The organism is Microbacterium sp. NPDC057741, assembly GCF_042798735.1.
Classification (GTDB): domain Bacteria; phylum Actinomycetota; class Actinomycetes; order Actinomycetales; family Microbacteriaceae; genus Microbacterium.
In genome coordinates this window covers 283,600-307,613 of the sequence record NZ_JBHVJW010000002.1, presented here as the reverse complement: position 1 = coordinate 307,613, position 24,014 = coordinate 283,600, and the positions used below count along the sequence as shown (strand labels likewise).

The window sequence follows — 24,014 nt, the reverse complement described above, 5'->3', positions numbered from 1 at the left end:
ACAAAAACATAGGAGCATGCCGAGACGATAAGCAAGAGTTTCGGAATGTTTCGTTCCCCTCAGGCCGCCGGCTCCTCGACGCAGCTGAACGTCGCCCGGTAGGCGGTGGGGCTGGTGCCGACGATGCGGGCGAAGTTCTGCCGCAGCACTGCCGCCGAGCCGAACCCGCACTCCGCCGCGATCTGATCGATGCCTTCGTCGGTGCGCTCGAGCATCCGCTGCGCCTGGATGACCCGCTGCCTCGTGAGCCAGACCGCCGGGGTGACGCCGTGCTCGGCCTTGAACCGCCGGGCGAAGGTGCGCGGCGACATGTGCGCGTGCGCGGAGAGCCGCTCCACCGAGAGATCCTCGTCGAGGTGCTCGACCGCCCAGCTCACCAGACTCGAGAGAGAGGCCTCGGCGACGACGGGGATCGGCCGGTCGATGAACTGCGCCTGCCCACCGTCGCGCTGCGGCGGCACGACCATGCGGCGGGCGATCCGATTGGTGAGCTCGGCGCCCAGCTCGATGCGCAGCAGCGACAGGCAGGCGTCGATGCCGGCTGCGGTGCCCGCGCTGGTGATGATGCGGCCGTCGTGGACGAACAGCACGTCGGGGTCGACGGTGACGGCGGGATACCGCTCGGCCAGCACGTCCGAGTACATCCAGTGCGTGGTCGCGCGGCGCCCGTCGAGCACCCCGGCCTCGGCGAGTGCGAACACGCCGCTGCACTCGCTGAGGATCCACGCGCCGCGTTCACCCGCGTCGCGGATCACGTCGAGGATGCGGGGATCGACGGAGCCCCACTGCTCCTTGGGGAACGGGCACAGCACGAGCACGTCGGCCTCGCGTGCGAAGGAGAGGTCGCCCACTCCCCCGACCGTGAACCCCAGTTTCGACGGCACCTCGCCTGCGTCGGCCGCGACCACACGGAAGTCGAAGTTCGGCACGCCGTCGTCGGAGCGGTCGAGGCCGAACACCTCGCAGGCGATGCCGAATTCGAAAGGGGCGAACCCTGGCTGGATGATGCACGCGACGGTCTTCATCGACACTCGATTCAGGTTGGCAGTTTTCCTGCGATTGCTGTCCATCATGCCACTCGTGGCGCTTTTCCGCCAGACGTAGCGTTACTGCCATGTTCATCGTGATCCTTCTCAGCGCAGTGGCCCTGTGGGGTCTCATCTCCACCGTCGTCGAGCTCTGTCGCGACGGCTACCGGGCGGTCCCGACCGACTGGTCCCGAGTCGCGCACGATCGGCGTTGAACGCCCTTCGTCTCGTCGCTGGCGCTCCTCGCTCAGGACCCGGAACAGATCGTCTGTCGCTGGCGCTCCTCGCTCAGGACCCGGAACAGATCGTCTGTCGCTGGCGCTCCTCGCTCAGGACCCGGGAGCACGACACCCGTCACGGATCCTGAGCGAGCGCAGCGAGACGAAGGACGTCAGGACCCGGGTGGTCGGGCCGGCCATAGACTGGCCGCGTGTGCACCGTCGTCATCGAGACCGAACCGGGCGCCGCCCGACTGCTCGCCGTTCGCGATGAGGACCCGCAGCGCGACTGGGACGATCTCGGCGCCTGGTGGCCCGACCGCTACCCCGGTGTGATCGGCATCCGCGACCGCCGAGCGGGCGGCGCGTGGCTCGCAGTCGACCCGGCATCCCGTCGACTCGCCGTGCTGCTCAACCGGGCCGACGTGCTCGACCTGCCCGCCGATCAGGCGCTCTCGCGCGGCTCGCTGGCACTGGAGTCGGTCGCGGGCCGCTCTCCGCAGGGCTCGCCGCGCATGCACGGCTTCAACCTGCTCGAGGTCACGCCCGAGGGCTCTCGCGTGCTCAGTTGGGACGGCGCCTCGCTGCGCGAGACGCCAGTCGCCCCCGGCGTGCACATGATCGCGCACGACGACCTCGACGACCCGGGCACCGCGCGGATCGCCGCCTGGCTTCCGCGATTCACGGCAGCCGCTCCGGATGCCTGGCTCGCGCTGCTCCAGGAGACCGCCGCCCTCGACCCCGACGACGATCGCGCGATCATCCGCGACAACACGACGCACGGCTATCCGACTCTGTCACTGCTGTACGCGACGGCCGAGGTCGGCGCCGACGGCGCGACCGTCACCTCGCACGTGCTGCAGCGCCCCGGCCACTGGGACTGATGCCATCAGGCCCCCGCCCCCTAGGCTCGGGGCCATGAGCCAGCCGCAGAACCCACAGGACGTGCCCGCCCCACGGCAGGAGTCCCCGCAGCAGGAGCCCGCGATCCCGACCCCGCCGCCCGGTTACTCCGGCTACGCCGGGTACCCGGTCCAGCCTGCACAGGCCTCTGCGCAGCCGTCGACGGGCAGTCCGCTCGGACGCACTGCCCTCATCGTCGCGCTCATCGGGATGGCCCTTGCGGTGATCTTCTCGATCATCCAGCCGTTCCTGTTCACCACCCCGCAGGGCCGCACAGTGGCGACGATGCTCGGCGCGCTCCGCGGGATCCTTTCGCTGGGCCTGTTCGGCACGGCCCTCGCGCTCGGCATCGTGGCACTGCGCCAGAATGCGCCGAAAGGCACCGCGGGCATCGCCACTGGCATCGCCATCTCGGGGCTCTTCGGAGTGATCGTGGGCTGGGCGAGCTCTCTGCTGTACGCGGTCATCCCTTATTGAGGTGCGGGGCCGGCAACCGCGGCATCCACGGTTGAGAACACTCGGCCGTCTGCCTTGGCCCTCTGGAACCGCGAACCGCGACGACTGAAGAACGCTCAGTGCACGGGGCCGCGCATCGCCTCGTCGAGGGTCCCGTACACGCGCCCCTCCTTCTCGAGCCCCTCGAACCAGCCGCCGCGCCGCGCGACGACAGCGGCCGAGTCCGGCACCGACGCGAGACGCAGCTCGATGCCGCGCGCCTTCAGCTCGTGGTCCAGATCCGTGAGGGTGTCGAGCACGGTGACCGAGACCACACGCATCTGCGCTGTCTCCAGCACCAGCGCCTTCAGCCCGGGCACCGCGTCCGCGGCATCCAGTATCGAGGTCTCGTAGTTCAGGGCGTTCGCGGTGTAGACCGCGCCGATCAGGTGCACCGGCAGCACACCGTCACGCGCCTCACCCACGTTCAGACGCACCCGGTTCAGCTCGCGGAAGACGACGACGAAGGTGCCGATCACCCCCACGGCCACGGCCAGCAGCAGGCCGGCGGTGAGGCCGATGAACGCGGTCACCGCCGCTACCCAGAAGTCGGGACGGTTCAACCGCCACAGCCGGGCGAGCCCGACCACGTCGATCAGGCCGACGACGGCGACGAACACGAGAGCGGCGAGCGTCGCCTGCGGCATGAGGCTGAGCACCGGACCGAGGAACAGTGCGACCAGCACGGCGAGCCCGACCGTCACCATTCCGGCGACCTGTGATTTTGCGCCCGCGTTCTTGTTCACCGCGCTCTGCGAGAAGCCGCCCGCGGCGGGCAGCACCTGGAAGAAGGAGCCGATCGTGTTGGCGGCGCCGGTCGCGAAGAGTTCGCGGTTGCTGTCGATCTGCGTCTCGCCCGCCTCACGGATGCCGCGGGCCACCGCACTCGACTCCAGGAACGCCATCACTGCGATCGCGAACGCCCCCGGCAGCATCCCCTGGATGTGCGCGAACGAAGGGAACTGGAAGGCGGGGAACCCGGTCGGCACCGGCGCGATCAGCGCGACGCCCGCATCCTTCATTCCCGTGAACGCCATGAGCAGGATGCCGGCGGCCACCACCAGCAGCGGGCCGGGGACGCGCGGAAGGAAGCGCTTGAGCAGGACGAGCCCGGCGATCGACCCGATCGACAGCAGCAGGGTGGGCACGTTCATGCCGGGAACGGCCTCGATGACACCGAGGATCGATCGGATGAAGCCGTGCCCCGAGTATTCGCTGTCGACGCCGAGCAGCTTCGGCAGCTGGCCGACCGCGACGGTCGCGCCGACGCCGACCTGCACGCCCAGGATCGTCGGCTTGGAGATGTAGTCCACCGTGCTGCCCAGGCGCAGCAGCCTGGCCAGCACCAGGATCACGCCGACGATGAGGGTCAGCGCCATCAGGTCGGGAACCGGGTTGTCGGAGTTCGCGGCGACGCCGGCCGAGACCAGCGTGGTGGCGGTCAGCGTCGCGATGGTCGACGTCGTCGACACGCTCATCGCGCGCGATCCACCGAGCAGCGCGTAGACGAGCATCGGCACCATGCAGGTGTACAGACCGATCTGCACCGGCATGTTCGCGATGGTCGCGTAGGCCATCGCCTGCGGCACGACGACCGCGCCGGCGGACAGCCCTGCCACGATGTCGGCGCCGAGCCAGGCCGGCTTGTACCCGTGCAGTGTGGGGGCAAGCCAGCCGCGCGCGGGCGCGGATGCGATGGCGCTCATTCCGGATCCGTCGCGGGGAAGATCTGCGACCAGTCGTCGGAGACGCTGATCACGGTGACGTCGTCCGCGGCGAGCGCCAGCTCGGCGCCCTTGTCGTAAGGGGTGTCGCCGCGGTCCGCATCGTCGTGGTGCACGAGCAGCGCGAGCCCGCGGCGGCCCGTGCCGTCGCCGACGGCGAACTGCAGCATCGGCAGATCTCCGTTGGCGTTGCCTGCGGCGAGCAGCGGACGGCGGCCGGTCCTGCTCCAGATGCGCACCGGCTTGATCGCCCCGTCGTCGAGGAAGTCCAGGTTGGCGGAGTACTTCACGGCCCTGGCATCCGCGTCGTAGGTGAGGCCGTAGGCCGAGCCGATCACGCGCTCGGGCGGAATGCCGTAGTACTCCTCGGTGACGCTGCGCATGAAGTCACGCTCGCCGGCGGAGGCGATGTAGCAGGTGAAGCCGTTCGCCTCGAGGTAGCGGAGCAGTTCGCGCATCGGCTCGTAGACCGCACCAGAGAACGGCGTGCCGAGCGTGGGGTGCTTCGCGGTGCGGAAGAACTCGGCGACGGATGCCGCATATTCGTCGACCGTCAGGCCGTCGGTGAGCCCGACCAGGGCGCCGAGCAGCACCTTCAGATCACTGTCGTCGCCACCGTAGTGCTTCTCGACCGCGTCTCCGATCCAGCCGAGGTCGCCGGTGGCGACCGCCTTGTACGGCTGCTTCTCGGCGAGCGAGGGGTCGGCCTTCAGCTCGCCCGCCCACTGACCGATGATGTAGTCGAGCTGGATGATCACGGGCTTCTCGGACCACAGCGTGCCGTCGTTGTCGAAGACCGCGATGCGCTCCTCGACAGGCACGGCATCCGCCCCGGTCGTGACCGACTCGACGAAGTCGACGATCGTCTTGCGGGTGGCGGTGTCGCGCCACGAGGGCAGATCGGTCATGGTGGCTCCTCCGATGTCGATGAGGTCAGGTTACTGAACCGTGCCGCTTCCCGGGGGAGGTTCATCGCCCTGGCGGGTGAGCAGTTCGCGCAGCGCGGCGATCTCGTCGCGCAGCGCGTGCACGTCGGCCTTGGTCGCCGCATCCGCGTCGTCCTCATCATCGGCGGTTGCGCCGCGCTCGACGACCCACGAGGCCAGCGTCGCGGTGATGATGCCGGCCAGCGCCACGCCCCCGAACATCAGGATCACACCGACGGCCCGGCCGACGACGGTCACTGGGGTGAGGTCACCGAACCCGGTGGTGGTGGCGGTGACGCACGACCACCACAGTGCGTCTCCGAAGCTGACGATCGTGGCACCCGGCGCGTTGCGCTCGACGTCGAGCACCTGCAGCGAGGCGATGAGGATGAGGATGGCCGCCGCGGCGATGCCGTAGACGAGGATGCGGGTGCGCAACGCTGCGGCTCGCGTGCGGCGCATGCCGGGCAGGCGCGTGAACACGCGCCCCAGCCGTGCGAGCCGCAGCACCGGGATGATCGTGATGGCGAGGTCGGCGAGATGGGTGCGGAACCAGAGCCACTTCTGCGGAGCCAGCGAGAAGCGCACCACGTAGTCAGCGACGAACAGCACCCAGGTGACGATGATCACCACGTTCGCGATCACCTCGATGACGCCGTCCGCCTCGGTGATCACCCGCCACGAGTACGCGAGCAGGAACGCGATCGAAGCGACCAGCAGCGTCGGTCCGGTGCGCTTCCGCCAGGTCTGCTCGTCCACATCCTGAATCATGCCAGCGCCCGGCATCCGCTGCGAGCATTACGGTGGGAGCCATGGCGGACGATTCGCGCGAGACGGTACTGATCCCCGGCGGCACCTTCCGGATGGGCTCCACGGAGTTCTATCCGGACGAGCAGCCCGTGCACGAGCGTCGGGTGGAGTCGTTCCGCATCGACAGGTACGCGGTCACGAACGCCGACTACGCCCGCTTCGTCGACGACACCGGCTATGTGACCGTCGCCGAGCGGCCGATGGACCCGGCGCTGTATCCCGGCGTCGCCGAGGAGGACCTCGCGCCGGGCGCGATGGTCTTCACGCCGACTCCCGGCCCGACCGACCTGCGCGACTGGCGCAACTGGTGGCGCTGGGAGCCGGGCGCGCACTGGCGCGCGCCGTTCGGCCCCGCTTCGAGCATCGACGACCGGATGGACCACCCGGTCGTGCACGTCGCGTTCGAGGATGCCACGGCCTACGCCGAGTGGGCCGGCCGGCGCCTGCCCACCGAGGCCGAGCACGAGTACGCCGCCCGCGGCGGCGTCGACGGCTCCCGCTTCGCCTGGGGAGAGGACCCGTATCCGGGCGGACGCGCGCTGGCGAACTCCTGGCTGGGGCGGTTCCCGTACGACAGCCGCGGTGTCGGCGGCACCGCCCCGGTCGGCTCGTACCCCGAGAACGGCTACGGCCTGTTCGACATGATCGGCAACACCTGGGAGTGGACCACCGACTTCTACGCCCCCCGGCACATCGTGCCGACCGACAAGCCGGTGGATGCCGGCAAGCGGGCCAACCTGCTCGCTGCGGCGAGCTCCCGCGAGGGCGAGCAGATCCCCCGCCGGGTGCTCAAGGGCGGGTCGTTCCTGTGCTCGCCGGACTACTGCCTGCGCTTCCGGCCGGCGGCGCGCTCGCCGCAGGCCGAGGACACCGGGATGTCGCACGTCGGCTTCCGGCTGGCTGCGGACGCCTGACACCACCTGAGGAGAGATGATGACGCGCCCTTACCTGGACAAGACCTCGCCCGACGTCTGGAAGGCGGCGTCGGCGCTGTCGGCGTCGATCGCCGACCATGCGGCGAGCGCCGGGCTCACGCCCGCCGAGACCGAGTACATCAAGGTGCGCGCGTCGCAGCTGAACGGTTGCCCGTTCTGCCTCGACCTGCACTCCAGGGAGGCCCGTGCCGCCGGCATCACCCAGCAGAAGCTCGACCTGCTGCCGGCCTGGCGTGACGCCGAGCTGTACACGGATCGCGAGGCGGCGATGCTCGCGATCGCCGAGGCAGCGACCCGGATGCCGCTCAGCGAGAACTCCGCGGCGGATCTGGCCGCCGCCCGCGGGCTGCTCGGCGACGAGGCCTTCGCCGCCGCGGAGTGGGTCGCGGTGACGATCAACCTGTTCAACCGGATCTCCATCCTCAGCGAGCATCCGGTGAGACCGCGCGATGCGGAGGGGAAACTGGTGAAGTGAGCGACCTCGAGAAGGACCCGCAGGTCGAGGTGCTCGAGCCGGGGCAGCCCTGCACCGGCGTCGAGGTGCTGGAGCCCCGCGAGGTTCCGCTCGGCGGCCCGCGGGCGATGACCGTGTACCGCACGCTCCCGCAGAAGCAGCGGTCGCTGGTAGGCGCCTGGTGTTTCCTCGACCACTACGGGCCTGATGACGTCGCGGTCTCCGGGGGCATGGAGGTGCCGCGGCATCCGCACACCGGACTGGCGACCGTGAGCTGGCTGTTCACCGGCGAGATCGACCACCTGGACTCCGGCGGCAATGCGGCCGCCGTGAGGCCGGGCGAGCTGAACCTGATGATCGCGGGCAGCGGCATCACCCACTCCGAGATCAGCACTCCCGAGACGCGCACGCTGCACGGAGTGCAGCTCTGGTACGCGCTGCCGGAGCGCACCCGGTTCTCGCAGAACCACTTCGACCACTACGCGCCGGAGCCCGTGAGCATGCCGGGGATGACCGCACGGGTGTTCATCGGCTCGCTGCTGGGCTCGACCTCGCCGGTCGACACACGCACGCCCGACCTGCTCGGCGCGGAGCTGGTCCTCGAACCGGGTGCGTCGGTGACGCTGACGGTGCGCACCGACTTCGAGCACGCGCTGCTCGCCGAGACCGGGGGCTTCGAGGTGAACGGCACCGCGGTCGCGCACCGTGAGCTGGGGTACGTGCCGACCGGGGCGGACACCATGCATGTGACGGCGGGCGCCGATGGCGCCCGCATCATCCTGCTCGGCGGCGTGCCGCTGGGCGAGCAAATCGTGATGTGGTGGAACTTCGTCGGCCGCAGTCACGACGAGATCGTCGAGTTCCGGCGCCGGTACCAGGCCGAGCTCGGTTTCGAGCCGGCGGATGCCGCGGATGCCGGCAAACCGGCACTGTTCGGTGAGTTCCCGCCAGGGCAGCGAGCGCCGCTGCCTGCCCCGCCCATGCCCACCATCCGGCTGCGGCCGCGCCAGTGACCAGGAGACGAACATGACGAACGAGCGCTACATCGTGCAGGACCGCCCGGAGGAGTCGCGCTACGTGCTGCTGGACACCGGCGAGGACGGCACCGGCTCCAAGGAGATCGGCGAGGAGTCCTATGTCGACGTCGCGGCTGAAGGCGGGAACCAGCGTGTGCTGTTCCACACCGGCGTCTCGGAGGAGTACGGCGGCAAGGGCCTGGCCTCGGTGCTGGTGCGCGCCGCCGTCGACGACGTGGTCGCCTCGGGCGCCGCGATCGTGCCGGTCTGCCCCTACGTGGTGGCCTGGCTTCCGAAGCATCCGGAGTACGCCGAGCACGTCGTGCAGCCGACGCCGGTGCACAAGCAGGCGATCCGCGACCAGCTGAAGGGTTGATGCACGGTGGGCCGGGGCCATCGGCCCCGGCCCACCGTCGCCCGTCAGATCGCGAGGACGAGCTTGCCGCGCACGTGCCCGGCGGCCGAGCGATCCTGCGCCTCGGCGATGCGCTCGAGCGGCAGCACGTCCTCGATGGGAACGAGGATGTCGCCCGCGGCGACGCCGTCGATCACCCGCTGCAGGGCGCTGTCGTAGCCATCCTCCATGCCGGTGATGATGATGCCGCCGCGCTCGGCGACCTCGGGATCGAGGAGCGTGACGATGGCGCCACCTTCGGTCACGAGCTCGGAGAAGGCGTCGTACTTGCCGGCGGTGACCAGGTCGAATGCAGCGTCGATCGCGCGTCCGTCGGCAGCCTCGCGCACAGCGCCCTGCCAGTCGCCGGAGTAGTCCACCGGGATCACGCCGCGCTCGCGCAGCCCATCGTGGTTCTTCGGCGACGCAGTGCCGATGACGGTCGCGCCGGCGGCGACCGCGAGCTGCGTGAGGAACGTTCCCACTCCCCCGGCGGCGCCGTCGACGAGGATCACCGAGCCTTCGCCGACACCGGCCTCGCCGAGCGCGCGGACCGCGGTCGATCCGCCGACCCCGATGGTCGACGCGACCGCGTCGCTGACGCCGTCCGGGATCCGCACGAGGGCGGCGGCGTACGTGACGATGTACTCCGCGGCCGCGCCGTTCGGGGACAGTCCGGCGACGCGGTCACCGACGGACAGGGTGTCGGCTCCCTCACCCACGGCGTCCACGATCCCCGCGACATCCATGCCCGCGACCGCGGGCTCCTCGAGCGGTGCACCGCCGGAGAGGAGGCCCGCGCGCATCTTCGAGTCGACAGGGTTCACGCTCGAGCGCGTGACGCGCACGCGCACCATGCCCGGCCCCGGCTGGGGAGTCTCGATGTCCTCGATCTCGAGGACGCTGCTGTCGCCGTACCGGCGGTAGATGGCTGCACGGGGCATGGCCGATCCTTTCGGGAAGATTCAGGGGGTCTCGGCAATATACGTCACTTTGACACGTTGTGCCATTTCTGCCCTCTTCCTTCCCGACGCGCCGCCCGATATGTTCAGGGCAAGGGAGAACAGACGGCCGGAGTGAGGGAGCATCATGGCGCGGGAATTCCAGGGGAAGATCGCACTCGACGTACGGGATTCGGTGGGCGATTGGGACGCTTTCCTGCCCGACAAGGCGCCGCAGGGAGCGCCGAACGTGCTCGTGGTGCTGTACGACGACACCGGCATGGCGGCATGGTCTCCGTACGGCGGCCGCATCAGCATGCCGACGATGGATCGTCTGGCGAAGGACGGTCTGACCTACACCCAGTGGCACACCACAGCACTGTGCTCACCGACCCGCTCGACGTTCCTCACCGGACGCAATCACCACCTGAACGGCTTCGCGACGATCTCTGAGTCGTCCACCGGATTCCCCGGCTACAACTCGCACATCCCCGACTCGAACGCGACGATGGCGAACGTGCTGCGGGATGCCGGCTGGTCGACGTTCTGGGTCGGCAAGAACCACAACGTGCCGATCGACGAGTGGACCGCCGGCGCCTCGAAGAAGCACTGGCCGCTCGCGCAGGGTTACGACCGGTTCTACGGCTTCGTCGGCGGCGAGACCAACAACTGGTTCCCGTCGCTCGCCGAGGACAACCACTACATCGACCAGCCCTATCTGCCCGAGGACGGCTACCACCTGTCGAAGGATCTCGCCGACCAGGCCCTGAAGATGATCCGCGACGTCAAGCAGACCGAGCCGGAGAAGCCCTGGTACCTGTGGTTCTGCCCCGGGGCGAACCACGCGCCGCACCACGCGCCCGAGGAGTACATCGCCAAATACAAGGGCATGTTCGACGACGGTTACGAGGCGTACCGCGAGTGGGTCCTGGACCGGATGAAGGAGAAGGGCATCGTCCCCGCCGACACCGACCTGACCCCGCTGAACCCGATGCCGGAAGGCACGTACTCGCAGACGGACGAGGTGCTCCCCTGGGACTCGCTGTCCGACGAGGAGAAGGCGATGTTCAGCCGCATGGCCGAGGTCTACGCGGGCTTCAGCGAGTACACCGACAGCCAGGTCGGCCGCATCATCGACTACCTCGAGGAATCGGGGCAGCTCAACAACACCCTCGTCATCTACTGCGCCGACAACGGGGCATCCGGCGAGGGCAGCCCCTACGGCTCTGTCAATGAGGGCAAGATCTTCGGCGGGTATCCCGACGACCTGCAGCAGAACCTTTCGATGGTCGACCAGCTGGGCTCGCCCGACACATACAACCACTACCCGACCGGGTGGGCGGCCGCGTTCTCGACGCCGTACAAGATGTTCAAGCGCTACACCTACCAGGGCGGTGTCGCCGACCCGATGGTGATCCACTGGCCGGCGGGCTTCTCCGCTAAGGGCGAGATCCGCCACCAGTACCACCACTCGGTCGATGTGGTCCCGACCATCCTCGAGGCCTGTGGGGTGCCGTTCCCCGAGACCTACAACGGCGTCGAGCAGACTCCGCTGTCCGGCGTCTCGATGGTGCCGTCGTTCGCCGCGGAGCCGGATGGGCCGACCAACAAGAAGACCCAGTACTTCGAGATGTTCGGTCAGCGCGGCATCTGGCACGAGGGCTGGAAGGCCGTCAGTGTGCACGGCCCGGTCAGCGGCAAGGGCGACTTCCCGAATGACGTATGGGAGCTCTATCACACCGACATCGACCGTGCCGAGGCGCACGACCTCGCCTCCGAGCACCCCGACAAACTCGAGGAGCTCAAGGCGCTGTGGCTCGAGGAGGCGAAGGCCAACCTGGTGCTGCCGCTGAACGACCTGCAGATCATCGGCAACCCGAAGGACTACGAGACCTTCATCCACATGGAGTTCCACCAGCCCGCGCCGCCGTCGGGGCAGTTCATCTATTACCCGGGGACGAGCGAGATTCCGGAGCGATCGGCAGCCAACGTGCACGGTGTCTCTTACAAGATCGCCGCCGAGGTGGAGTTCACCCCGGACACCGAGGGCGTGATCTTCGCGCACGGCTCACGGTTCGGCGGTCACGCGCTCGTGGTCAAGGACGGCCAGATCCACTACGTGTACAACTTCCTCGGCATCCCGCCGGAGGACCACATCAGCGGCCCTGCGCCCACGTCCGGTCGGCACATCATCGGCGTGGACTTCGTGAAGGAGGGCATCGGCGAGTACCGCGAGGGCAAGGGACCGGTCAGCCTGTACGTCGACGATCAGAAGGTCGACGAGAAGCAGATCCGCACCGTGCTCGGACATTTCTCGCTGTGCGGCGAAGGCCTGACGATCGGCCGCGACAGCGCCGATCCGGTCTCGTCGCTGTACGGCTACGGATTCGACTTCACCGGCGGCGATATCGCCAAGGTCGTCTTCGACATCGCCGACGACGCGTACATCGACCTCGAGGCGCACCTCGCCGCAGCGATGGCGCGCGACTGAATCATCATCCGATCCGGGCGAGGGGGTGCCGTCGGGCATCCCCTCGCCGTTAGCTTTGAAGTGCCGGATGCTCGCCGATGGCATCCGCGGTGGAAGGGAGCACCATGACCAAGGAATTCCAGGGGAAGATCGCGCTCGACGTGCGCGATTCGGTGGCCGACTGGGCGCCGTACGAGCCCGTGAAGGCGGCTGAGGGGTCGCCCAACATCCTCGTCATCCTCTACGACGACACCGGCATGGCGTCATGGTCGCCGTACGGCGGTCGCATCAACATGCCCACCCTCGACCGCCTCGCTGCCAACGGCCTCACCTATACGCAGTGGCACACCACCGCGCTGTGCTCACCGACCCGCTCGACCTTCCTCACCGGCCGTAACCACCACGTCAACGGCATGGGCAACATCATGGAGGGCACGAACGGCTTCCCGGGCCTCTCCGGTCACATCCCCGAGTCGTGCGCCACGATCGGTCAGGTGCTGCAGAAGAACGGGTACTCCACGTTCTGGGTCGGCAAGAACCACAACGTGCCCGAGGAGGACATCTCCACCGGCGGCAGCAAGGAGCAGTGGCCGCTCGCGCAGGGCTTCGACCGCTTCTACGGCTTCCTCGGCGGCGAGACGAACAACTGGTACCCCGATCTCGTCGAGGACAACCACTTCATCGAGCCCCCGTACACGCCGGAGGAGGGTTACCACCTCTCCAAGGACCTCGCCGACCAGACCATCCGCCTGATCCGCGACCAGAACGCGTCGAACCCCTCCAAGCCCTGGTACACCTGGTTCTGCCCCGGCGCGAACCACGCGCCGCACCACGCGCCCAAGGACTACATCGACAAGTACAAGGGCCAGTTCGACGACGGCTACGACGCCTATCGCGAGTGGGTGCTCGGCCGCATGATCGAACGCGGCATCCTGCCCGCCGACACCGCACTGACGCCGATCAACCCGATGCCGGAGGACCAGGCCAACGAGGCCGACTACGTCAAGCCGTGGGACACGCTGTCGGATGACGAGAAGCGACTGTTCGCGCGCATGGCCGAGGTGTTCGCCGGCTTCAGCGAGTACACCGACGTGCAGATCGGCCGCATCATCGACTACCTGGAGGACTCCGGGCAGCTCGACAACACGCTGATCTTCTACTGCGCCGACAACGGGGCATCCGGTGAGGGCTCACCCGACGGTTCGGTCAACGAGAACAAGTTCTTCAACGGGTTCCCCGACGACCTGAAGGAGAACCTCGACAAGATCGGCGTGCTGGGCGGCCCCGAGACGTACAACCACTACCCCACCGGGTGGGCGACGGCGTTCTCGACCCCGTTCCAGATGTTCAAGCGCTACTCGCAGTTCTCGGGCGGCACCTGCGACCCGATGATCATCCACTGGCCGGCCGGCATCAAGGCCAAGGGCGAGATCCGGCACCAGTACCACCACTCCACCGACATCGTGGCGACCGTGCTGGACGTCATCGGCATCGACATGCCGGACGTGTTCCGCGGCGTCGAGCAGCGTCCGCTGGACGGCGTCTCGATGAAGTACTCCTTCGACGCGGCGCCCGACGGGCAGACCGAGAAGAAGGTGCAGTACTACGCGATGCTCGGAACCCGAGGCATCTGGAAGGACGGCTGGAAGGCCGCCGCCATCCACGCGCCGCTCACCGGCCACGGCAGGTTCGACGAGGATCGCTGGGAGCTCTACCACGTGGCCGAGGACCGCTCGGAGTCGAGGGACCTCGCCGCCGAGCACCCGGAGAAGCTGCAGGAGCTCATCGACGCCTGGTTCGTGGAGGCCGAAAAGAACAACGTGCTGCCGCTCGACGACCGGTCTGCCCGCGACCAGCTCACCATCGAGCGCCCGCAGGCCGAGCCGCCGCGCACCCGGTACATCTACTATCCCGACACCACGGCCGTCGCCGAGAGCGTCGCGGTGAACGTCCGAGGCAGGTCGTACAAGATCATCGCCGACGTCGTGCTGGAGGAGGGCGCCGAGGGCGTGCTGTTCGCTCACGGCTCCCGGTTCGGCGGTCACTCGCTGTTCATCAAGGACAACAAGCTGAACTACGTGTACAACTTCCTCGGCATCCCGCCGGAGCAGACGTTCACGTCGGGCGAGCTGACGCCCGGCAAGCATGCGCTGGGCGTGGAGTTCGTGCGCGAGAGCGCTGGCGAGCACGGGGAGTCGATCGGCACCGCGACGCTCTACGTCGACGACCAGGCCGTCGCTTCGGGTCCGATGCGTGCGCAGGTCGGCAAGTTCACGCTGGCCGGCGACGGACTGTGCATCGGCTACGACAGCGGCGACGCGGTCAGCGGACAGTACTCCGACGGCTTCCCGTTCACGGGTGGCAAGCTGCTCGGCGTCGGCATCGACGTCAGCGAGGAGCAGTACCTCGATCTCGAGCTCGAGGCACTCGCCGCACTCGCCCGCGAGTAACCGCGAGGTGCCGCCGAAAGGGGCGGGAGGACTTCAGTCCTCCCGCCCCTTTCGCGTCACTTGCCCGCACCCATTCCCACGGCTCCTGAGCGAGGAGCGCCAGCGACGAGACGAAGGACGCCCTCCGCCTTCCGATGCTTACCCGGCAGAGGGCCGTGCGAGCCGGCCAGCGGAGCTGTCAGGCCGGCAGCGGCTCGTCGCGGTAGAGCGCCTCGAACGTGTCGAGGGTGCGGTTGATGTCGTGCACCGCGACGCCGTCGAGCGATGCGCGCTGCATCCGCTCGTATTCGGCGGGCGAGGCCGTCAGCACGCGGGTGATCTTCTCGGCGAGATCGTCGACGTTCCCCGGCTCGAACAGGTAACCGTTCTCGCCGTCGTGCACCAGGTGCGGCAGCGCGACGGCATCCGCACCGACCACCGGCAGCGCCGAGGCCATCGCCTCCATCGTGACGATCGACTGCAGCTCGGCGATCGACGCGATCACGAAGACGGATGCCCGGGAGTAGAGGTCACGCAGCTCCTCGTCGGTGACCCGGCCGTGGAAGGTGACCCGATCCGCCAGCCCGAGCTGCGCGGCGAGGTGCTCCAGGTTCTTGCGCTGGTCGCCGCCGCCTGCGATGTCGAAATGCACGTCCAGCGCGGGGTCGAGCTTGGTCATGGCCCTCAGCACGACGTCGACCTGCTTCTCACCGGTGAGCCGGCCCACGAACAGCAGCCGGTTCTTCTCGCGCGGGGCGATGATCGGCGTGTAGTTGCGCCGATCGATGCCGCACGAGACCGGCACGACGCCACTGACGTCGATGGTCTTCTCGAGGAAGTCCGCCGCCTTGCGCGTGGGCGTCGTAACGGCGCGCGCCATGTGCAGCGTGCGCTCGGCGTCATCCCACGCCAGCTTCAGGATCGGCGCGTTCACGAATTCGGGCATCGCCGTGTGGTCGAGGATGTTCTCGGCCATGACGTGGTTGGTCGCCACGATCGGGATGCCCCGCTGACGCGCGATGCGCGCCAGCCCGCGGCCGATGATGATATGCGACTGGATGTGCACCACGTCGGGCTGCACCTCGCTGAGCACCTTGCGGGCGTAGTGCTTCGCACGCCACGGCCAGACGAAGCGCAGCCAGTCGTGCGGCAGCCAGCGCACCGACGGCAGCCGGTGCATGGTCAAGGGCTGGCCCTCGATGACCTCGGTGTGGGTCTCGGAGCGGCGGTACTTCGTGTTCGGCGCGACGACGTGCACGTCGTGGCCGCGCTCGACCAGCCCGGCGGCGAGGCGCTCGGCGAAGCGGGCGGCCCCGTTGATGTCGGGGTAGAACGTGTCGCAGCCGATGAGGATGGTCAGCGGGCGGGCTTCGGATGTCACGGAGTACTGCTCCCAGTGGCCGGAGAATGCCCGGTCGGGCGCAGGCAACTCTACCCGAGCGCCCTGTGATGGCATCGGAGCCCGCACCGAGCGGCATCCTCTACCCTCTTGTCATGCGCCTCGTATCCTCTGCCGATCCCGACCTCTGGATCCCCGTCACCGGCTCGCTGGGCTGGAAGGGACGGCGGCATCGCAAGGCCGCCATCCGGATGCTGCTGGGGCAGGCCGGTTCGGCCATGGGCGGCGAGGCTCGCCGCGGCTCGGCGTTCGGCTCCTGGCTGGCCAGCCAGGCCGCGCCGTTCGCGATGCGCAAGGCCGACGGGCGCGTACTGGCGTGGACGTGGAAGGCCGATCCGGACCTCGTGGTCGCGATCGCGACCACCCAGGAGCTCACGCCGCAGCTGCGCACGGCACGGGCGATGATGCCGATGGAGTACGACGACACCGTGAGCTTCGCCACCCCGCTGGGCGTGGGCGAGAAGCTGATGATGGCGCTGCCGCAGACCCCGGGCACTCCCCCGTTCGCGACCTACACCTGGGACACCGGCACGCACCTGATCACGCTGAACGCCGTCTGCGGCGACCGTGAACGGTTCGGCACTCTCGAGGGTGCGCTCGACGACCTCGCCCGCAGCCTGCGCATCGCCGATGATGTGGCCGGCGGCGAGTCGCAGGTGCTGCGACTGCCGCCGGCCTGACGCCCTCGATCTGCGGCGCTGTCTCCGGCGCTCAGTTCACCCGGCGAAGAGCGGAGTGCCGGTGTCCTGTGCGGCGGCAGCGAGTCGCTTGTCCCTTGTCCAGAGCAGAGCCCCCGCCGTGACGCGCACGGCGCCCAGCAGATGCGCGTCCACGGCGCTCAGCCCCCTCCCCCACAGACGGTGATGTTCGACGAGCAGCCGGACCTCGTCTTGGTTCAAGGCCGGAAACCGTCGAAGGCTGCCGAGAAGGTTCAGCACCGCACCCCGATGCGCCATCGTTCCCAGTGCCAGCTCCTCGATCACGAGGTCGTGCACTGCCGCCTGGTCATCCTCCAGGAGAGCGACGAGACCCGCCTCCGGTCGATGCAGGTGATCGATCCAGATGGATGTGTCGACGAGGATCATGCCGCGCGATCACGATGCCGGGGTGCCGCCGTCGCTTCGGGATCGGTTCCGCCGAGCGCAGCCAGCCTGCGCCCGACCTCCACACGGATCAGCGACTCGAGCCCCGACCGAAGCAGCGCACCGCGCTCGGTGATACCCGTCAGCTCCGCAGCCCGCTCCAGCAGGGCATCGTCGATGGTCACCGTGGTGCGCATGGCAGAACCTCATCTCAGATCGCATCAGATGATGCTGTTTGTGATGCTACGCGAACCGCGCCGTCGGGTCCAGGGCGGCGTCAGGCCACTCGATCCATGAGCTCGTACTCCGCCAGCACGACGCCCGAGTCGAAGGCCGTCGTCGCGGTGCGGGCGAGCGACCGCGGCGCGAAGCCGCGTTCGCCGAACAGCGGGATGCCGCTGCCGAGGATCACGGGGTTGACCTTCAGCACGAGGCGGTCGATCTCGTCGGCGAGCGCCGCGGCGAGCGCGCCGCCGCCGCACAGCCAGATGCCCTTGCCCGGCTCGGCTTTCAGCTCGCGGATCATCTCGACCGGGTCGCGGTCGGTGAACTCCACGCCCTCGACGGGTTCGGGTGTGCGGCTGGTGAAGACGACCTGACGCAGGTGACTGTAGGGGGTGGACAGCGTGGGCAATCCGATCGCGTAGGTGTTCCAGCCCATCAGCACGGTGTCGAACAGCTCACCGTCGGTGGGGATGCCGAGGGCCTCGCTGATCTGGGTGGGGATGGTCTGGTTGAAGCGCTCGTTGATCGCGTCCCGATGATCGCCCTCCGCGAGGAAGAAGTCGAACTCGCCCTCGGGGCCGGCGATGAATCCGTCGATGCTGACGGCGACGTAGTAGGTGAGTTCACGCATCTTGTTCTCCATTCACGACAGGTGCAGTGGTTAGAGACTACAACAGGTGCAGTGGTTGCGCTAGGGTCAATCCATGGCCAAGAACGAGGCACGACGTAATGCCCTCGCCGACGCCGGCATCGCGGTGCTGGCGAGCGAGGGATCGCGGGGCCTGACGCACCGCGCCATCGACGAGCGGGCCGGGGTGCCCGTGGGCACCACGTCGAACTACTTCCGTAGCCGCGACGCCCTGATCGCCGGACTGTTCGAGCGCATCGGCGCACGCTTGGGCCCGACATCCGAGGATCTGGCCGTCCGCGCCGCCGAGAAGCCGAGCCGAGCACTGTTCGCGGACTACATGCGCGACATCGTGCGCCGTCTGTCGACCGAACGCGAGGTGACTCTCGCCCTGTTCGAGCTGCGCCTCGAGTCCGCCCGCCGCCCGGAGCTGGCCGAGACGATGGCCGCCTGGCAGCGGTCGGGCTTCGAGGGCGACATCGCGTTCAACCAGGCCGCGGGCCTGCCCGGTGGTCGCCGGGAGATCGCGCTGTTCCACTACGCGCTCGACGGGCTGCTGCTCGATCGCCTCACGTCGCCGATCGATCCGGACACCCCGACCGACGACATCGTCGACGCCCTGGTCGCGGGCCTGCTCCCCGAGCATCCCTGACGTGCAGGGATGGTTTTCGGCGCCCTGACGTCCGGGGAACGCCGAAAGCCATCCCTCGCCGTCGCGGGACTCAGGCGCTCGCGCGCCCGACCGTGGTGTCGCCGGAGAGCCAGCGCAGCCAGCGCTGCTGCGGGTCACCCTCGAGCACCAGGGCGCGCAGCAGCAGGGTGAGCGGGATGCAGAGGATCGCCCCGAGCGGGCCGATGATGAACGTCCAGAACGCGACCGACACGAAGCTCAGCGTGAGGCTGAGGCTGACGGCGTCGCTGACGAACTTCGGCTGCACCAGCACCTGAAGCGTGACGTTCACGACGATGTAGATCGCGATGACGGCGAGCATGAGCGGCCAGCCCCCGACCACCAGCGCCAGGATCGCCGGCGGGATCAGGCCGATCACGAAGCCGATGTTCGGGATGAAGTTGGTCACGAACGCGAGGATGGCCCACACGATCGGCGCGGGCACGCCGACCGCCCAGAGTGCCAGGCCGTCGATGATCGCGACCACCAGTCCGAAGGACGCGTTGATCACGTAGTAGCGCCGCACATTGCTGCTGTAGTCGGTGAAGCGGCGCATCGCAGGCCCTGCCTCCGGCCCGAACAGCGACTCGGCGCGACCGTACCGTGAGGCGTCGAAGGCCATGAACAGGATGTACGCGAACACGAAGAACAGCGCGGTGAGCACGCTCACCGTGCTGCCTGCGAGCGACGTGACGAAACCGAGGATCGCCTCCGGCTTGATGAGCTCGGTTCCCGTGGCCGGGTCGAGCCCGAGCGACGACAGCTGCGCCGACAGCGAGCTCCAGGTGTCCATCAGCTCATCGGAGTAGCTGCCCACCATCCGCACGAACTGCGCGCCGGCGTAGCCGAGCAGCAGCGCCATCACGATCAGCACCACCCAGCCGAGCAGGATCACCGCGGTCGTCGCCAGCCAGCGCGGCCATCCCGCACGCTCGAGCGGATGCCGCAGCGGATGGCAGATGATCACGAGCACCGCGCCCAGCGCGAGCGGCCCGATCAGCTCTCGCGCGGCGTGCATGCCTGCCAGCGCGATCACGGCCGCGGCGAGGCCGATGAGCACTCGCAGCGTGGGCGAGAGACCGGCGGGTGCCGGCTGCGAGGTGCTCATGCTCCCGCCGCAGCAGCGGCCCGGTCGAACGCGGCGGCCTGCGCTGCATCATCCGCCCCGGCATCCGATTCGACCGCCGCCGCAGCGCGGATGAACAGGATGATCCAGGAGAAGACCAGGATGCCGGCGACCAGCTCGACCGCCGTGAGCGTGTAGTAGTGCGTGGCGAACAGGATGCCGACCACGACGACGATCGCGACGAAGAGGTAGCCGAGCAGCAGGAAGCCGCGCGGCATCCGCGGAATCCACCAGCGCAGGCCGATCACGATCGCCGTGAACGCCACGGCCATGCCGGTGGCGACGCTGTTGTGCACGAGGAAGAACTCGTCGACCGGGAACACCCCGACACAGCCGAGGAAGACGCCGACGATCACGAGAAGGGTGCGCACCCAGCGGATGCCGGGGGCGTTGCGGATCGACGGCGATTTCGTGGCGTACCGCACCAGGATCGTGACCATGAAGCCGGCGACGATGAGGGTGAGGTTGAACGCCATCGCAGAGAGGTCGTCGGTCATGCCGAGGGCGCTGAGGTTCTCCTCCCACCACTTCGGGTCGCTCGCGGTGAGCATGCTCGCCATCACGCCGAAGATGAGGAACACTGCCAGCACGGTGGCCAGCAGCGAGAGGTCCATGTGGGTGGCCGAGAAGAACACGACATAGGCGGTGACGGCCGCGGCCGCGCCGGAGAGGATCAGCAGCGGGAGTGCGAACACGGTCGCGCCGATGAACCCCTTCTCCAGGATGTCGGCGAGCAGCGTCCAGCCCAGCAGGGCGATCACCGCGTGCGCGAAGGCCAGGGCAGCGACATCCGTCACCTCGAGGAAGGTGACTTTCTCGCCGCGCTCGCGGATGACGTAGCGCCCCGCGATGAACGCGAGCACCGCGACCACGGCCGAGGCGATCGCCGCGTACTGTCCGATCGAGCCCGGGCCCGAGATCGGGGCGTCCTCGAACCCGAACACCGGGAGCGCGACGAGCGCGGTGAGGATGAACGCGACGGCGCCGACACCGAGCGACAGCGACTCCAGAGCGGTGGCACTGCGGCCGGGACGTTCGGCGTGCAGCGCTGCGGGGGATGATGTCATGCGCTGAGGATATCGTCACGATGACGCCGATCGACGGGCGCCTCGCCCGCGGCGGGCGTGCTGGTGCGCCGGCCGCGCGGAGCGGCATGATGAGCACATGACAGACACCTGGGTGGCCCCGCCGTCGCGTGCCGAACAGCTCGAGCGGGGCCGACGGGTGCGCCGCGAGCGGCCCCGGTCGGAGCTGGCCGGCCGGGCGACCGGCGAACGCGACCCGCTCGGCATCCTCGCGGCGCAGAACGCGACGCGCGTGCCCGACCTCGTGCCGCTGCGTCGCGAGCGCATGGCGGCCAGCGCGTTCGCGTTCTTCCGCGGCACGGCCGCGCTGATGGCCGCCGATCTCGCTGACGCTCCGCACAGCGGCATCCTGGTCGCCTCATGCGGCGACGCGCACGTGTCGAACTTCGGCTTCTACGCCTCGCCTGAGCGCTCACTCGTGTTCGATCTGAACGACTTCGACGAGGCGGCGGCAGCCCCGTGGGAGTGGGACGTGAAGCGCCTGGTGACCAGCGTCGTGATCGGCGGGCGGGCGGCCGGGCGTTCGGAGATCGCCACCGAGGAGGCGGCACGGGCGGCGATCACCTCCTATGTGCGCGGCCTGCGCCGCGGTACGAAGCTCAGCCCGACCGAGCGGTACTTCTCGCACTTCACCGTGGCCGCGTCGATGGCCGTGCTCGATGACGCGTCGCGCCAGGCCATCCGCCGGTCGGTGAAGCAGGCCGAGCGGCGCACGGGCGAGCGCGCCGTGCGCCGCCTCACGACGCCGGATGCCGACGGCCGCCTGCGCTTCGTGCACGAGCCGCCGGCGATGGGACCCGTGGGCGAGGAGACCCGCGATCTCGTGGACGGTCTTGTGACTGAGTTCCGGCGCACCACCAGCCCGGATGTCGCGCAGCTGTTCGAGCACTACCGGGTGGCGGACATCGCCCGACGCGTGGTGGGCGTGGGCAGCGTCGGCACCCGCTGCTACCTGGTGCTGCTGCAGGACGGCGACGGCAACTCGCTGCTCATGCAGCCCAAGGAGGCGGGCCGGAGCGTGCTCGAGGAGTACGGTCGCATCCCGCAGCCGGAAGGCTTGCGGGAGCGGGTCGCGACGTTCGGCGAGGGCGCCCGAGTGGTGACGATGCAGAAGGTCCTGCAGGGTCTGTCGGATCCGTTCCTCGGGCACCTGCGCAGTCGTGGCTCCGATTACTACGTGCGGCAGTTCCACGACATGAAGGGCGGCGTCGAGGTCGAGCAGCTCGACGATGCGCCCTATGCGACGTACGCGCAGGCGTGCGCGGCCACGCTCGCCCGCGCGCACAGCCAGTCGGTGGCATCCACAGCGGCGGTGGGATACATCGGCGACGGCGAACGGATCACCGAGGCGCTGCTGGCCTGGTCGTACGCCTACGCCGATGCATCCCTCGCCGACTACGAGGCGTTCCGCGCGATCACACCGTGACGTCGCCGACCAGGTGCACCCGCATGCCCATGCCGGCGAACATCGCCGCCTTCGCGATGAGCGCCCTGTCGGCGGTCTCGGCGTCGGGCGCGTAGACGACCTGGGCGTGGTTGGCCTTGTGCCGCGCCATGAACTGGTCGCGGCTCTGGCCGTGCAGCACGACGTTCGCGATCGGCCACTCCGGGTTCGTGGCGTCCTTGCGGCGCTGCGTCTCCTCGGCGGGCAGCTCGACGACCGTGCCGCGGAACACGTCAGCGTTGAGCACGCCCTCTGAGATGTAGACGCGCGAGATCACGACCTCGCCGGGCTTGGAGACGCCGTTGATCGTGGCGCCGCCCGCCGGGAAGAACACGTGCCCCTGCCGCCAGCCCTCGGCGTTCTGCCATCCACCCAGGTGCGAGGCCGGCACCGAGCCGGAGATCTCGTAGACCCAGACGAACTCACCGTCGTACTCCTCGCCCCAGCGCACGTCGTGCAGGGTGTTGTCGGGCACCAGACCCATCGCCCGCCACACCCGGTCGGTGACGAGCGCGTCGACCGCGACGCCCTCGTCGGCCTCGTTGAAGTGCGGGAACGCGCGCCCCTCGTGCAGGATGCGGGATCCGTCGCGGCTGGTCACCGGAGGACGCTCGGTGGAGTTCAGGATGCCCTCCGCGAGGTCGGACGCCGGGACGAGGTCCTTCAGGCCCTGCTGGTACTGGATGCCGACGGCGTCGAGCCCGAAGTCGTCGGCGATGCGGAGGGCGGCGATGTACATCTTCATCTGCCACTGCACCTGCTCGCGGGTGAGCTCGGTGGCGGCGTCCTCGCCGTAGGTGAAGGTCATGCCGTGCTCGATGAGCCAGTCGTAGGCGGCATCCGCCTCGTCCTCGGTGACGCGCAGCATCTCGGCGTACAGGGCCGACTGCGACAGACGCTCCTTGTAGATGCCGGTGCCGTTGAGCAGCTCGTCGTCGAAGATCGCGTTGTACATGCCCATGCAGCCCTCGTCGAAGACGCCGATGATGGCCTTCTCGTCGCGCAGCTGCGCGGCGAGCGCCTCGCCGAGCTGCTTCTCGGGGCTGTCCGGCAGGGCGGGCAGGTCGCGCACGTGCGAGGCGTCGTGCGTGATGCGGCCGGTCTCGGTCCACTCCCGGATGCCGGCGAGGAACCACTCGTCGGTGAAGTCGACCGACCAGATCGTGGCGTAGTCCTTGCCCATCTTGGTGAGGCCCGCGTTCAGCCCGAGCAGCCCGACCAGGCCCGGCCAGTCCGGAGCGAAGTTCGCGGTGGTGAGGATCGGGCCCTGGTGCGTGCGGAGCCCGGCGAGCACGTGGTGCGAGTACTGCCAGTTCGCGATCGCGACGATCAGCGGAGCATCCACGGGGATGTTCTTGAACACCTCCATGCCCATGCGCTGACTGGAGATGTAGCCGTGCCCGGTCTCGGGGTCGATGCCGAACGGCCGGATGACGCTCCACCCGAGCCCCTCGAAGGCCTTCGTGACCGCCGCCTCGGTGGCCGCCTGCACCGGCCAGCCGGCGACGTTCGCCGACTCGCGCAGGTCACCCGAGGTGATGATGTACGCCGTCTTCGGCGCGGATGCCGGGCGGGATGCCGGGGCGGGGAGGGTGTAGCTCATGGGGTTCTC

The 24,014-nt window shown here is 68.9% G+C and carries 24 protein-coding genes; 12 read left to right on the top strand and 12 right to left on the bottom strand.

Annotation, left to right across the window (positions count from 1 at the left end; genetic code table 11):
- Positions 1–59 precede the first annotated feature (59 nt).
- Positions 60–1,025 (bottom strand): GlxA family transcriptional regulator, encoded by a 966-nt coding sequence (locus ACFVDO_RS08455; RefSeq protein ID WP_378858573.1) that lies wholly within the window; start codon positions 1,023–1,025, stop codon positions 60–62.
- Positions 1,026–1,114: 89 nt separating this feature from the next.
- Here ACFVDO_RS08455 and ACFVDO_RS08450 point away from each other — a divergent pair, with 89 nt between their 5' ends.
- The 3 genes from ACFVDO_RS08450 to ACFVDO_RS08440 all read left to right on the top strand — a co-directional run bounded on the left by ACFVDO_RS08450 (position 1,115) and on the right by ACFVDO_RS08440 (position 2,626).
- Positions 1,115–1,243 carry a hypothetical protein gene (locus ACFVDO_RS08450; RefSeq protein ID WP_378858559.1) on the top strand — a complete coding sequence of 43 codons (129 nt, stop codon included), beginning with the start codon at positions 1,115–1,117 and terminating at the stop codon, positions 1,241–1,243.
- 215 nt (positions 1,244–1,458) lie between these two features.
- Positions 1,459–2,130, top strand: coding sequence for an NRDE family protein (locus ACFVDO_RS08445; RefSeq protein WP_378858560.1), 672 nt, complete (start codon positions 1,459–1,461; stop codon positions 2,128–2,130).
- A 34-nt stretch (positions 2,131–2,164) separates the two neighbouring features.
- On the top strand, positions 2,165–2,626 hold the full coding sequence (locus ACFVDO_RS08440; protein WP_378858561.1) for a hypothetical protein: 462 nt from the start codon (positions 2,165–2,167) through the stop codon (positions 2,624–2,626).
- A 95-nt stretch (positions 2,627–2,721) separates the two neighbouring features.
- Here the strand turns inward: ACFVDO_RS08440 and ACFVDO_RS08435 are convergent, their stop codons facing one another.
- Genes ACFVDO_RS08435 through ACFVDO_RS08425 form a run of 3 tightly spaced genes read right to left on the bottom strand, consistent with a single transcriptional unit; the run spans position 2,722 to position 6,053 of the window.
- Positions 2,722–4,350 carry a SulP family inorganic anion transporter gene (locus tag ACFVDO_RS08435; protein WP_378858562.1) on the bottom strand — a complete coding sequence of 543 codons (1,629 nt, stop codon included), beginning with the start codon at positions 4,348–4,350 and terminating at the stop codon, positions 2,722–2,724.
- Complete coding sequence (locus tag ACFVDO_RS08430; protein WP_378858563.1) at positions 4,347–5,276, bottom strand: HAD family hydrolase; 930 nt, start codon at positions 5,274–5,276, stop codon at positions 4,347–4,349. The genes ACFVDO_RS08435 and ACFVDO_RS08430 overlap by 4 nt, the downstream gene beginning before the upstream one ends.
- 30 nt (positions 5,277–5,306) lie before the next feature.
- Positions 5,307–6,053, bottom strand: a complete 747-nt coding sequence (locus ACFVDO_RS08425) for a potassium channel family protein (protein WP_378858564.1) — start codon at positions 6,051–6,053, stop codon at positions 5,307–5,309.
- A 53-nt stretch (positions 6,054–6,106) separates the two neighbouring features.
- Here ACFVDO_RS08425 and ACFVDO_RS08420 point away from each other — a divergent pair, with 53 nt between their 5' ends.
- From ACFVDO_RS08420 to ACFVDO_RS08405, 4 genes are read left to right on the top strand one after another with little or no spacing between them, the layout of a single operon-like run.
- On the top strand, positions 6,107–7,018 hold the full coding sequence (locus ACFVDO_RS08420; RefSeq protein ID WP_378858565.1) for a formylglycine-generating enzyme family protein: 912 nt from the start codon (positions 6,107–6,109) through the stop codon (positions 7,016–7,018).
- 19 nt (positions 7,019–7,037) lie between these two features.
- Positions 7,038–7,514: a carboxymuconolactone decarboxylase family protein gene (locus ACFVDO_RS08415; protein WP_378858566.1), complete on the top strand. Its 477-nt coding sequence runs from the start codon at positions 7,038–7,040 to the stop codon at positions 7,512–7,514.
- The gene (locus ACFVDO_RS08410; RefSeq protein WP_378858567.1) at positions 7,511–8,506 is read left to right on the top strand and encodes a pirin family protein; all 996 of its coding nucleotides are present in this window, start codon (positions 7,511–7,513) and stop codon (positions 8,504–8,506) included. Before ACFVDO_RS08415 ends, ACFVDO_RS08410 begins: the two co-directional genes overlap by 4 nt.
- A gap of 13 nt (positions 8,507–8,519) precedes the next feature.
- Complete coding sequence (locus ACFVDO_RS08405; protein ID WP_378858568.1) at positions 8,520–8,885, top strand: GNAT family N-acetyltransferase; 366 nt, start codon at positions 8,520–8,522, stop codon at positions 8,883–8,885.
- A gap of 44 nt (positions 8,886–8,929) precedes the next feature.
- On the opposite strand, the gene ACFVDO_RS08400 is transcribed toward ACFVDO_RS08405, so the two are convergent.
- Positions 8,930–9,847 (bottom strand): zinc-binding alcohol dehydrogenase family protein, encoded by a 918-nt coding sequence (locus ACFVDO_RS08400; RefSeq protein WP_378858569.1) that lies wholly within the window; start codon positions 9,845–9,847, stop codon positions 8,930–8,932.
- A gap of 145 nt (positions 9,848–9,992) precedes the next feature.
- Here ACFVDO_RS08400 and ACFVDO_RS08395 point away from each other — a divergent pair, with 145 nt between their 5' ends.
- Together ACFVDO_RS08395 and ACFVDO_RS08390 are read left to right on the top strand one after the other, a co-directional pair.
- Positions 9,993–12,335 (top strand): arylsulfatase, encoded by a 2,343-nt coding sequence (locus ACFVDO_RS08395; protein ID WP_378858570.1) that lies wholly within the window; start codon positions 9,993–9,995, stop codon positions 12,333–12,335.
- Between the two features lie 104 nt (positions 12,336–12,439).
- On the top strand, positions 12,440–14,764 hold the full coding sequence (locus ACFVDO_RS08390; RefSeq protein ID WP_378858571.1) for an arylsulfatase: 2,325 nt from the start codon (positions 12,440–12,442) through the stop codon (positions 14,762–14,764).
- Between the two features lie 178 nt (positions 14,765–14,942).
- Here the strand turns inward: ACFVDO_RS08390 and ACFVDO_RS08385 are convergent, their stop codons facing one another.
- Positions 14,943–16,124 carry a glycosyltransferase gene (locus ACFVDO_RS08385; RefSeq protein ID WP_378854931.1) on the bottom strand — a complete coding sequence of 394 codons (1,182 nt, stop codon included), beginning with the start codon at positions 16,122–16,124 and terminating at the stop codon, positions 14,943–14,945.
- 113 nt (positions 16,125–16,237) lie between these two features.
- Between ACFVDO_RS08385 and ACFVDO_RS08380 the strand changes: the two genes are divergently transcribed.
- Positions 16,238–16,822 (top strand): hypothetical protein, encoded by a 585-nt coding sequence (locus tag ACFVDO_RS08380; protein ID WP_378854933.1) that lies wholly within the window; start codon positions 16,238–16,240, stop codon positions 16,820–16,822.
- A 36-nt stretch (positions 16,823–16,858) separates the two neighbouring features.
- Here the strand turns inward: ACFVDO_RS08380 and ACFVDO_RS08375 are convergent, their stop codons facing one another.
- From ACFVDO_RS08375 to ACFVDO_RS08365, 3 genes are all read right to left on the bottom strand, one after another.
- Positions 16,859–17,227, bottom strand: a complete 369-nt coding sequence (locus ACFVDO_RS08375; protein ID WP_378854935.1) for a type II toxin-antitoxin system VapC family toxin — start codon at positions 17,225–17,227, stop codon at positions 16,859–16,861.
- Positions 17,224–17,421, bottom strand: coding sequence for a type II toxin-antitoxin system VapB family antitoxin (locus ACFVDO_RS08370; protein ID WP_378854937.1), 198 nt, complete (start codon positions 17,419–17,421; stop codon positions 17,224–17,226). The genes ACFVDO_RS08375 and ACFVDO_RS08370 overlap by 4 nt, the downstream gene beginning before the upstream one ends.
- A gap of 80 nt (positions 17,422–17,501) precedes the next feature.
- On the bottom strand, positions 17,502–18,080 hold the full coding sequence (locus ACFVDO_RS08365; RefSeq protein WP_378854939.1) for a dihydrofolate reductase family protein: 579 nt from the start codon (positions 18,078–18,080) through the stop codon (positions 17,502–17,504).
- A 73-nt stretch (positions 18,081–18,153) separates the two neighbouring features.
- Between ACFVDO_RS08365 and ACFVDO_RS08360 the strand changes: the two genes are divergently transcribed.
- A complete protein-coding gene (locus tag ACFVDO_RS08360; RefSeq protein WP_378854941.1) occupies positions 18,154–18,729 on the top strand; it encodes a TetR/AcrR family transcriptional regulator in 576 nt (191 codons plus the stop codon).
- Between the two features lie 70 nt (positions 18,730–18,799).
- Here the strand turns inward: ACFVDO_RS08360 and ACFVDO_RS08355 are convergent, their stop codons facing one another.
- Together ACFVDO_RS08355 and ACFVDO_RS08350 are read right to left on the bottom strand one after the other, a co-directional pair.
- Positions 18,800–19,855: an AI-2E family transporter gene (locus tag ACFVDO_RS08355; protein WP_378854943.1), complete on the bottom strand. Its 1,056-nt coding sequence runs from the start codon at positions 19,853–19,855 to the stop codon at positions 18,800–18,802.
- Complete coding sequence (locus ACFVDO_RS08350) at positions 19,852–20,940, bottom strand: DUF998 domain-containing protein (RefSeq protein ID WP_378854945.1); 1,089 nt, start codon at positions 20,938–20,940, stop codon at positions 19,852–19,854. Before ACFVDO_RS08350 ends, ACFVDO_RS08355 begins: the two co-directional genes overlap by 4 nt.
- Positions 20,941–21,037: 97 nt before the next feature.
- Here ACFVDO_RS08350 and ACFVDO_RS08345 point away from each other — a divergent pair, with 97 nt between their 5' ends.
- Positions 21,038–22,384 (top strand): DUF2252 domain-containing protein, encoded by a 1,347-nt coding sequence (locus ACFVDO_RS08345; protein WP_378854947.1) that lies wholly within the window; start codon positions 21,038–21,040, stop codon positions 22,382–22,384.
- Here the strand turns inward: ACFVDO_RS08345 and ACFVDO_RS08340 are convergent.
- Positions 22,374–24,005, bottom strand: coding sequence for a fucose isomerase (locus ACFVDO_RS08340; protein WP_378854949.1), 1,632 nt, complete (start codon positions 24,003–24,005; stop codon positions 22,374–22,376). The genes ACFVDO_RS08345 and ACFVDO_RS08340 overlap by 11 nt on opposite strands.
- Between the last annotated feature and the right edge of the window lie 9 nt (positions 24,006–24,014).

Bases quoted from the DNA above. Each gene is read 5' to 3' on its own strand.
- ACFVDO_RS08345 (WP_378854947.1), top strand. From the start codon at position 21,038: ATGACAGACACCTGGGTGGCCCCGCCGTCGCGTGCCGAACAGCTCGAG.
- ACFVDO_RS08340 (WP_378854949.1), bottom strand. From the start codon at position 24,005: ATGAGCTACACCCTCCCCGCCCCGGCATCCCGCCCGGCATCCGCGCCG.
- ACFVDO_RS08405 (WP_378858568.1), top strand. From the start codon at position 8,520: ATGACGAACGAGCGCTACATCGTGCAGGACCGCCCGGAGGAGTCGCGC.
- ACFVDO_RS08380 (WP_378854933.1), top strand. From the start codon at position 16,238: ATGCGCCTCGTATCCTCTGCCGATCCCGACCTCTGGATCCCCGTCACC.
- ACFVDO_RS08435 (WP_378858562.1), bottom strand. From the start codon at position 4,350: ATGAGCGCCATCGCATCCGCGCCCGCGCGCGGCTGGCTTGCCCCCACA.
- ACFVDO_RS08360 (WP_378854941.1), top strand. From the start codon at position 18,154: ATGGCCAAGAACGAGGCACGACGTAATGCCCTCGCCGACGCCGGCATC.
- ACFVDO_RS08415 (WP_378858566.1), top strand. From the start codon at position 7,038: ATGACGCGCCCTTACCTGGACAAGACCTCGCCCGACGTCTGGAAGGCG.
- ACFVDO_RS08455 (WP_378858573.1), bottom strand. From the start codon at position 1,025: ATGAAGACCGTCGCGTGCATCATCCAGCCAGGGTTCGCCCCTTTCGAA.
- ACFVDO_RS08370 (WP_378854937.1), bottom strand. From the start codon at position 17,421: ATGCGCACCACGGTGACCATCGACGATGCCCTGCTGGAGCGGGCTGCG.
- ACFVDO_RS08430 (WP_378858563.1), bottom strand. From the start codon at position 5,276: ATGACCGATCTGCCCTCGTGGCGCGACACCGCCACCCGCAAGACGATC.
- ACFVDO_RS08395 (WP_378858570.1), top strand. From the start codon at position 9,993: ATGGCGCGGGAATTCCAGGGGAAGATCGCACTCGACGTACGGGATTCG.
- ACFVDO_RS08365 (WP_378854939.1), bottom strand. From the start codon at position 18,080: ATGCGTGAACTCACCTACTACGTCGCCGTCAGCATCGACGGATTCATC.
- ACFVDO_RS08350 (WP_378854945.1), bottom strand. From the start codon at position 20,940: ATGACATCATCCCCCGCAGCGCTGCACGCCGAACGTCCCGGCCGCAGT.
- ACFVDO_RS08450 (WP_378858559.1), top strand. From the start codon at position 1,115: ATGTTCATCGTGATCCTTCTCAGCGCAGTGGCCCTGTGGGGTCTCATC.
- ACFVDO_RS08390 (WP_378858571.1), top strand. From the start codon at position 12,440: ATGACCAAGGAATTCCAGGGGAAGATCGCGCTCGACGTGCGCGATTCG.
- ACFVDO_RS08400 (WP_378858569.1), bottom strand. From the start codon at position 9,847: ATGCCCCGTGCAGCCATCTACCGCCGGTACGGCGACAGCAGCGTCCTC.
- ACFVDO_RS08375 (WP_378854935.1), bottom strand. From the start codon at position 17,227: ATGATCCTCGTCGACACATCCATCTGGATCGATCACCTGCATCGACCG.
- ACFVDO_RS08440 (WP_378858561.1), top strand. From the start codon at position 2,165: ATGAGCCAGCCGCAGAACCCACAGGACGTGCCCGCCCCACGGCAGGAG.
- ACFVDO_RS08355 (WP_378854943.1), bottom strand. From the start codon at position 19,855: ATGAGCACCTCGCAGCCGGCACCCGCCGGTCTCTCGCCCACGCTGCGA.
- ACFVDO_RS08420 (WP_378858565.1), top strand. From the start codon at position 6,107: ATGGCGGACGATTCGCGCGAGACGGTACTGATCCCCGGCGGCACCTTC.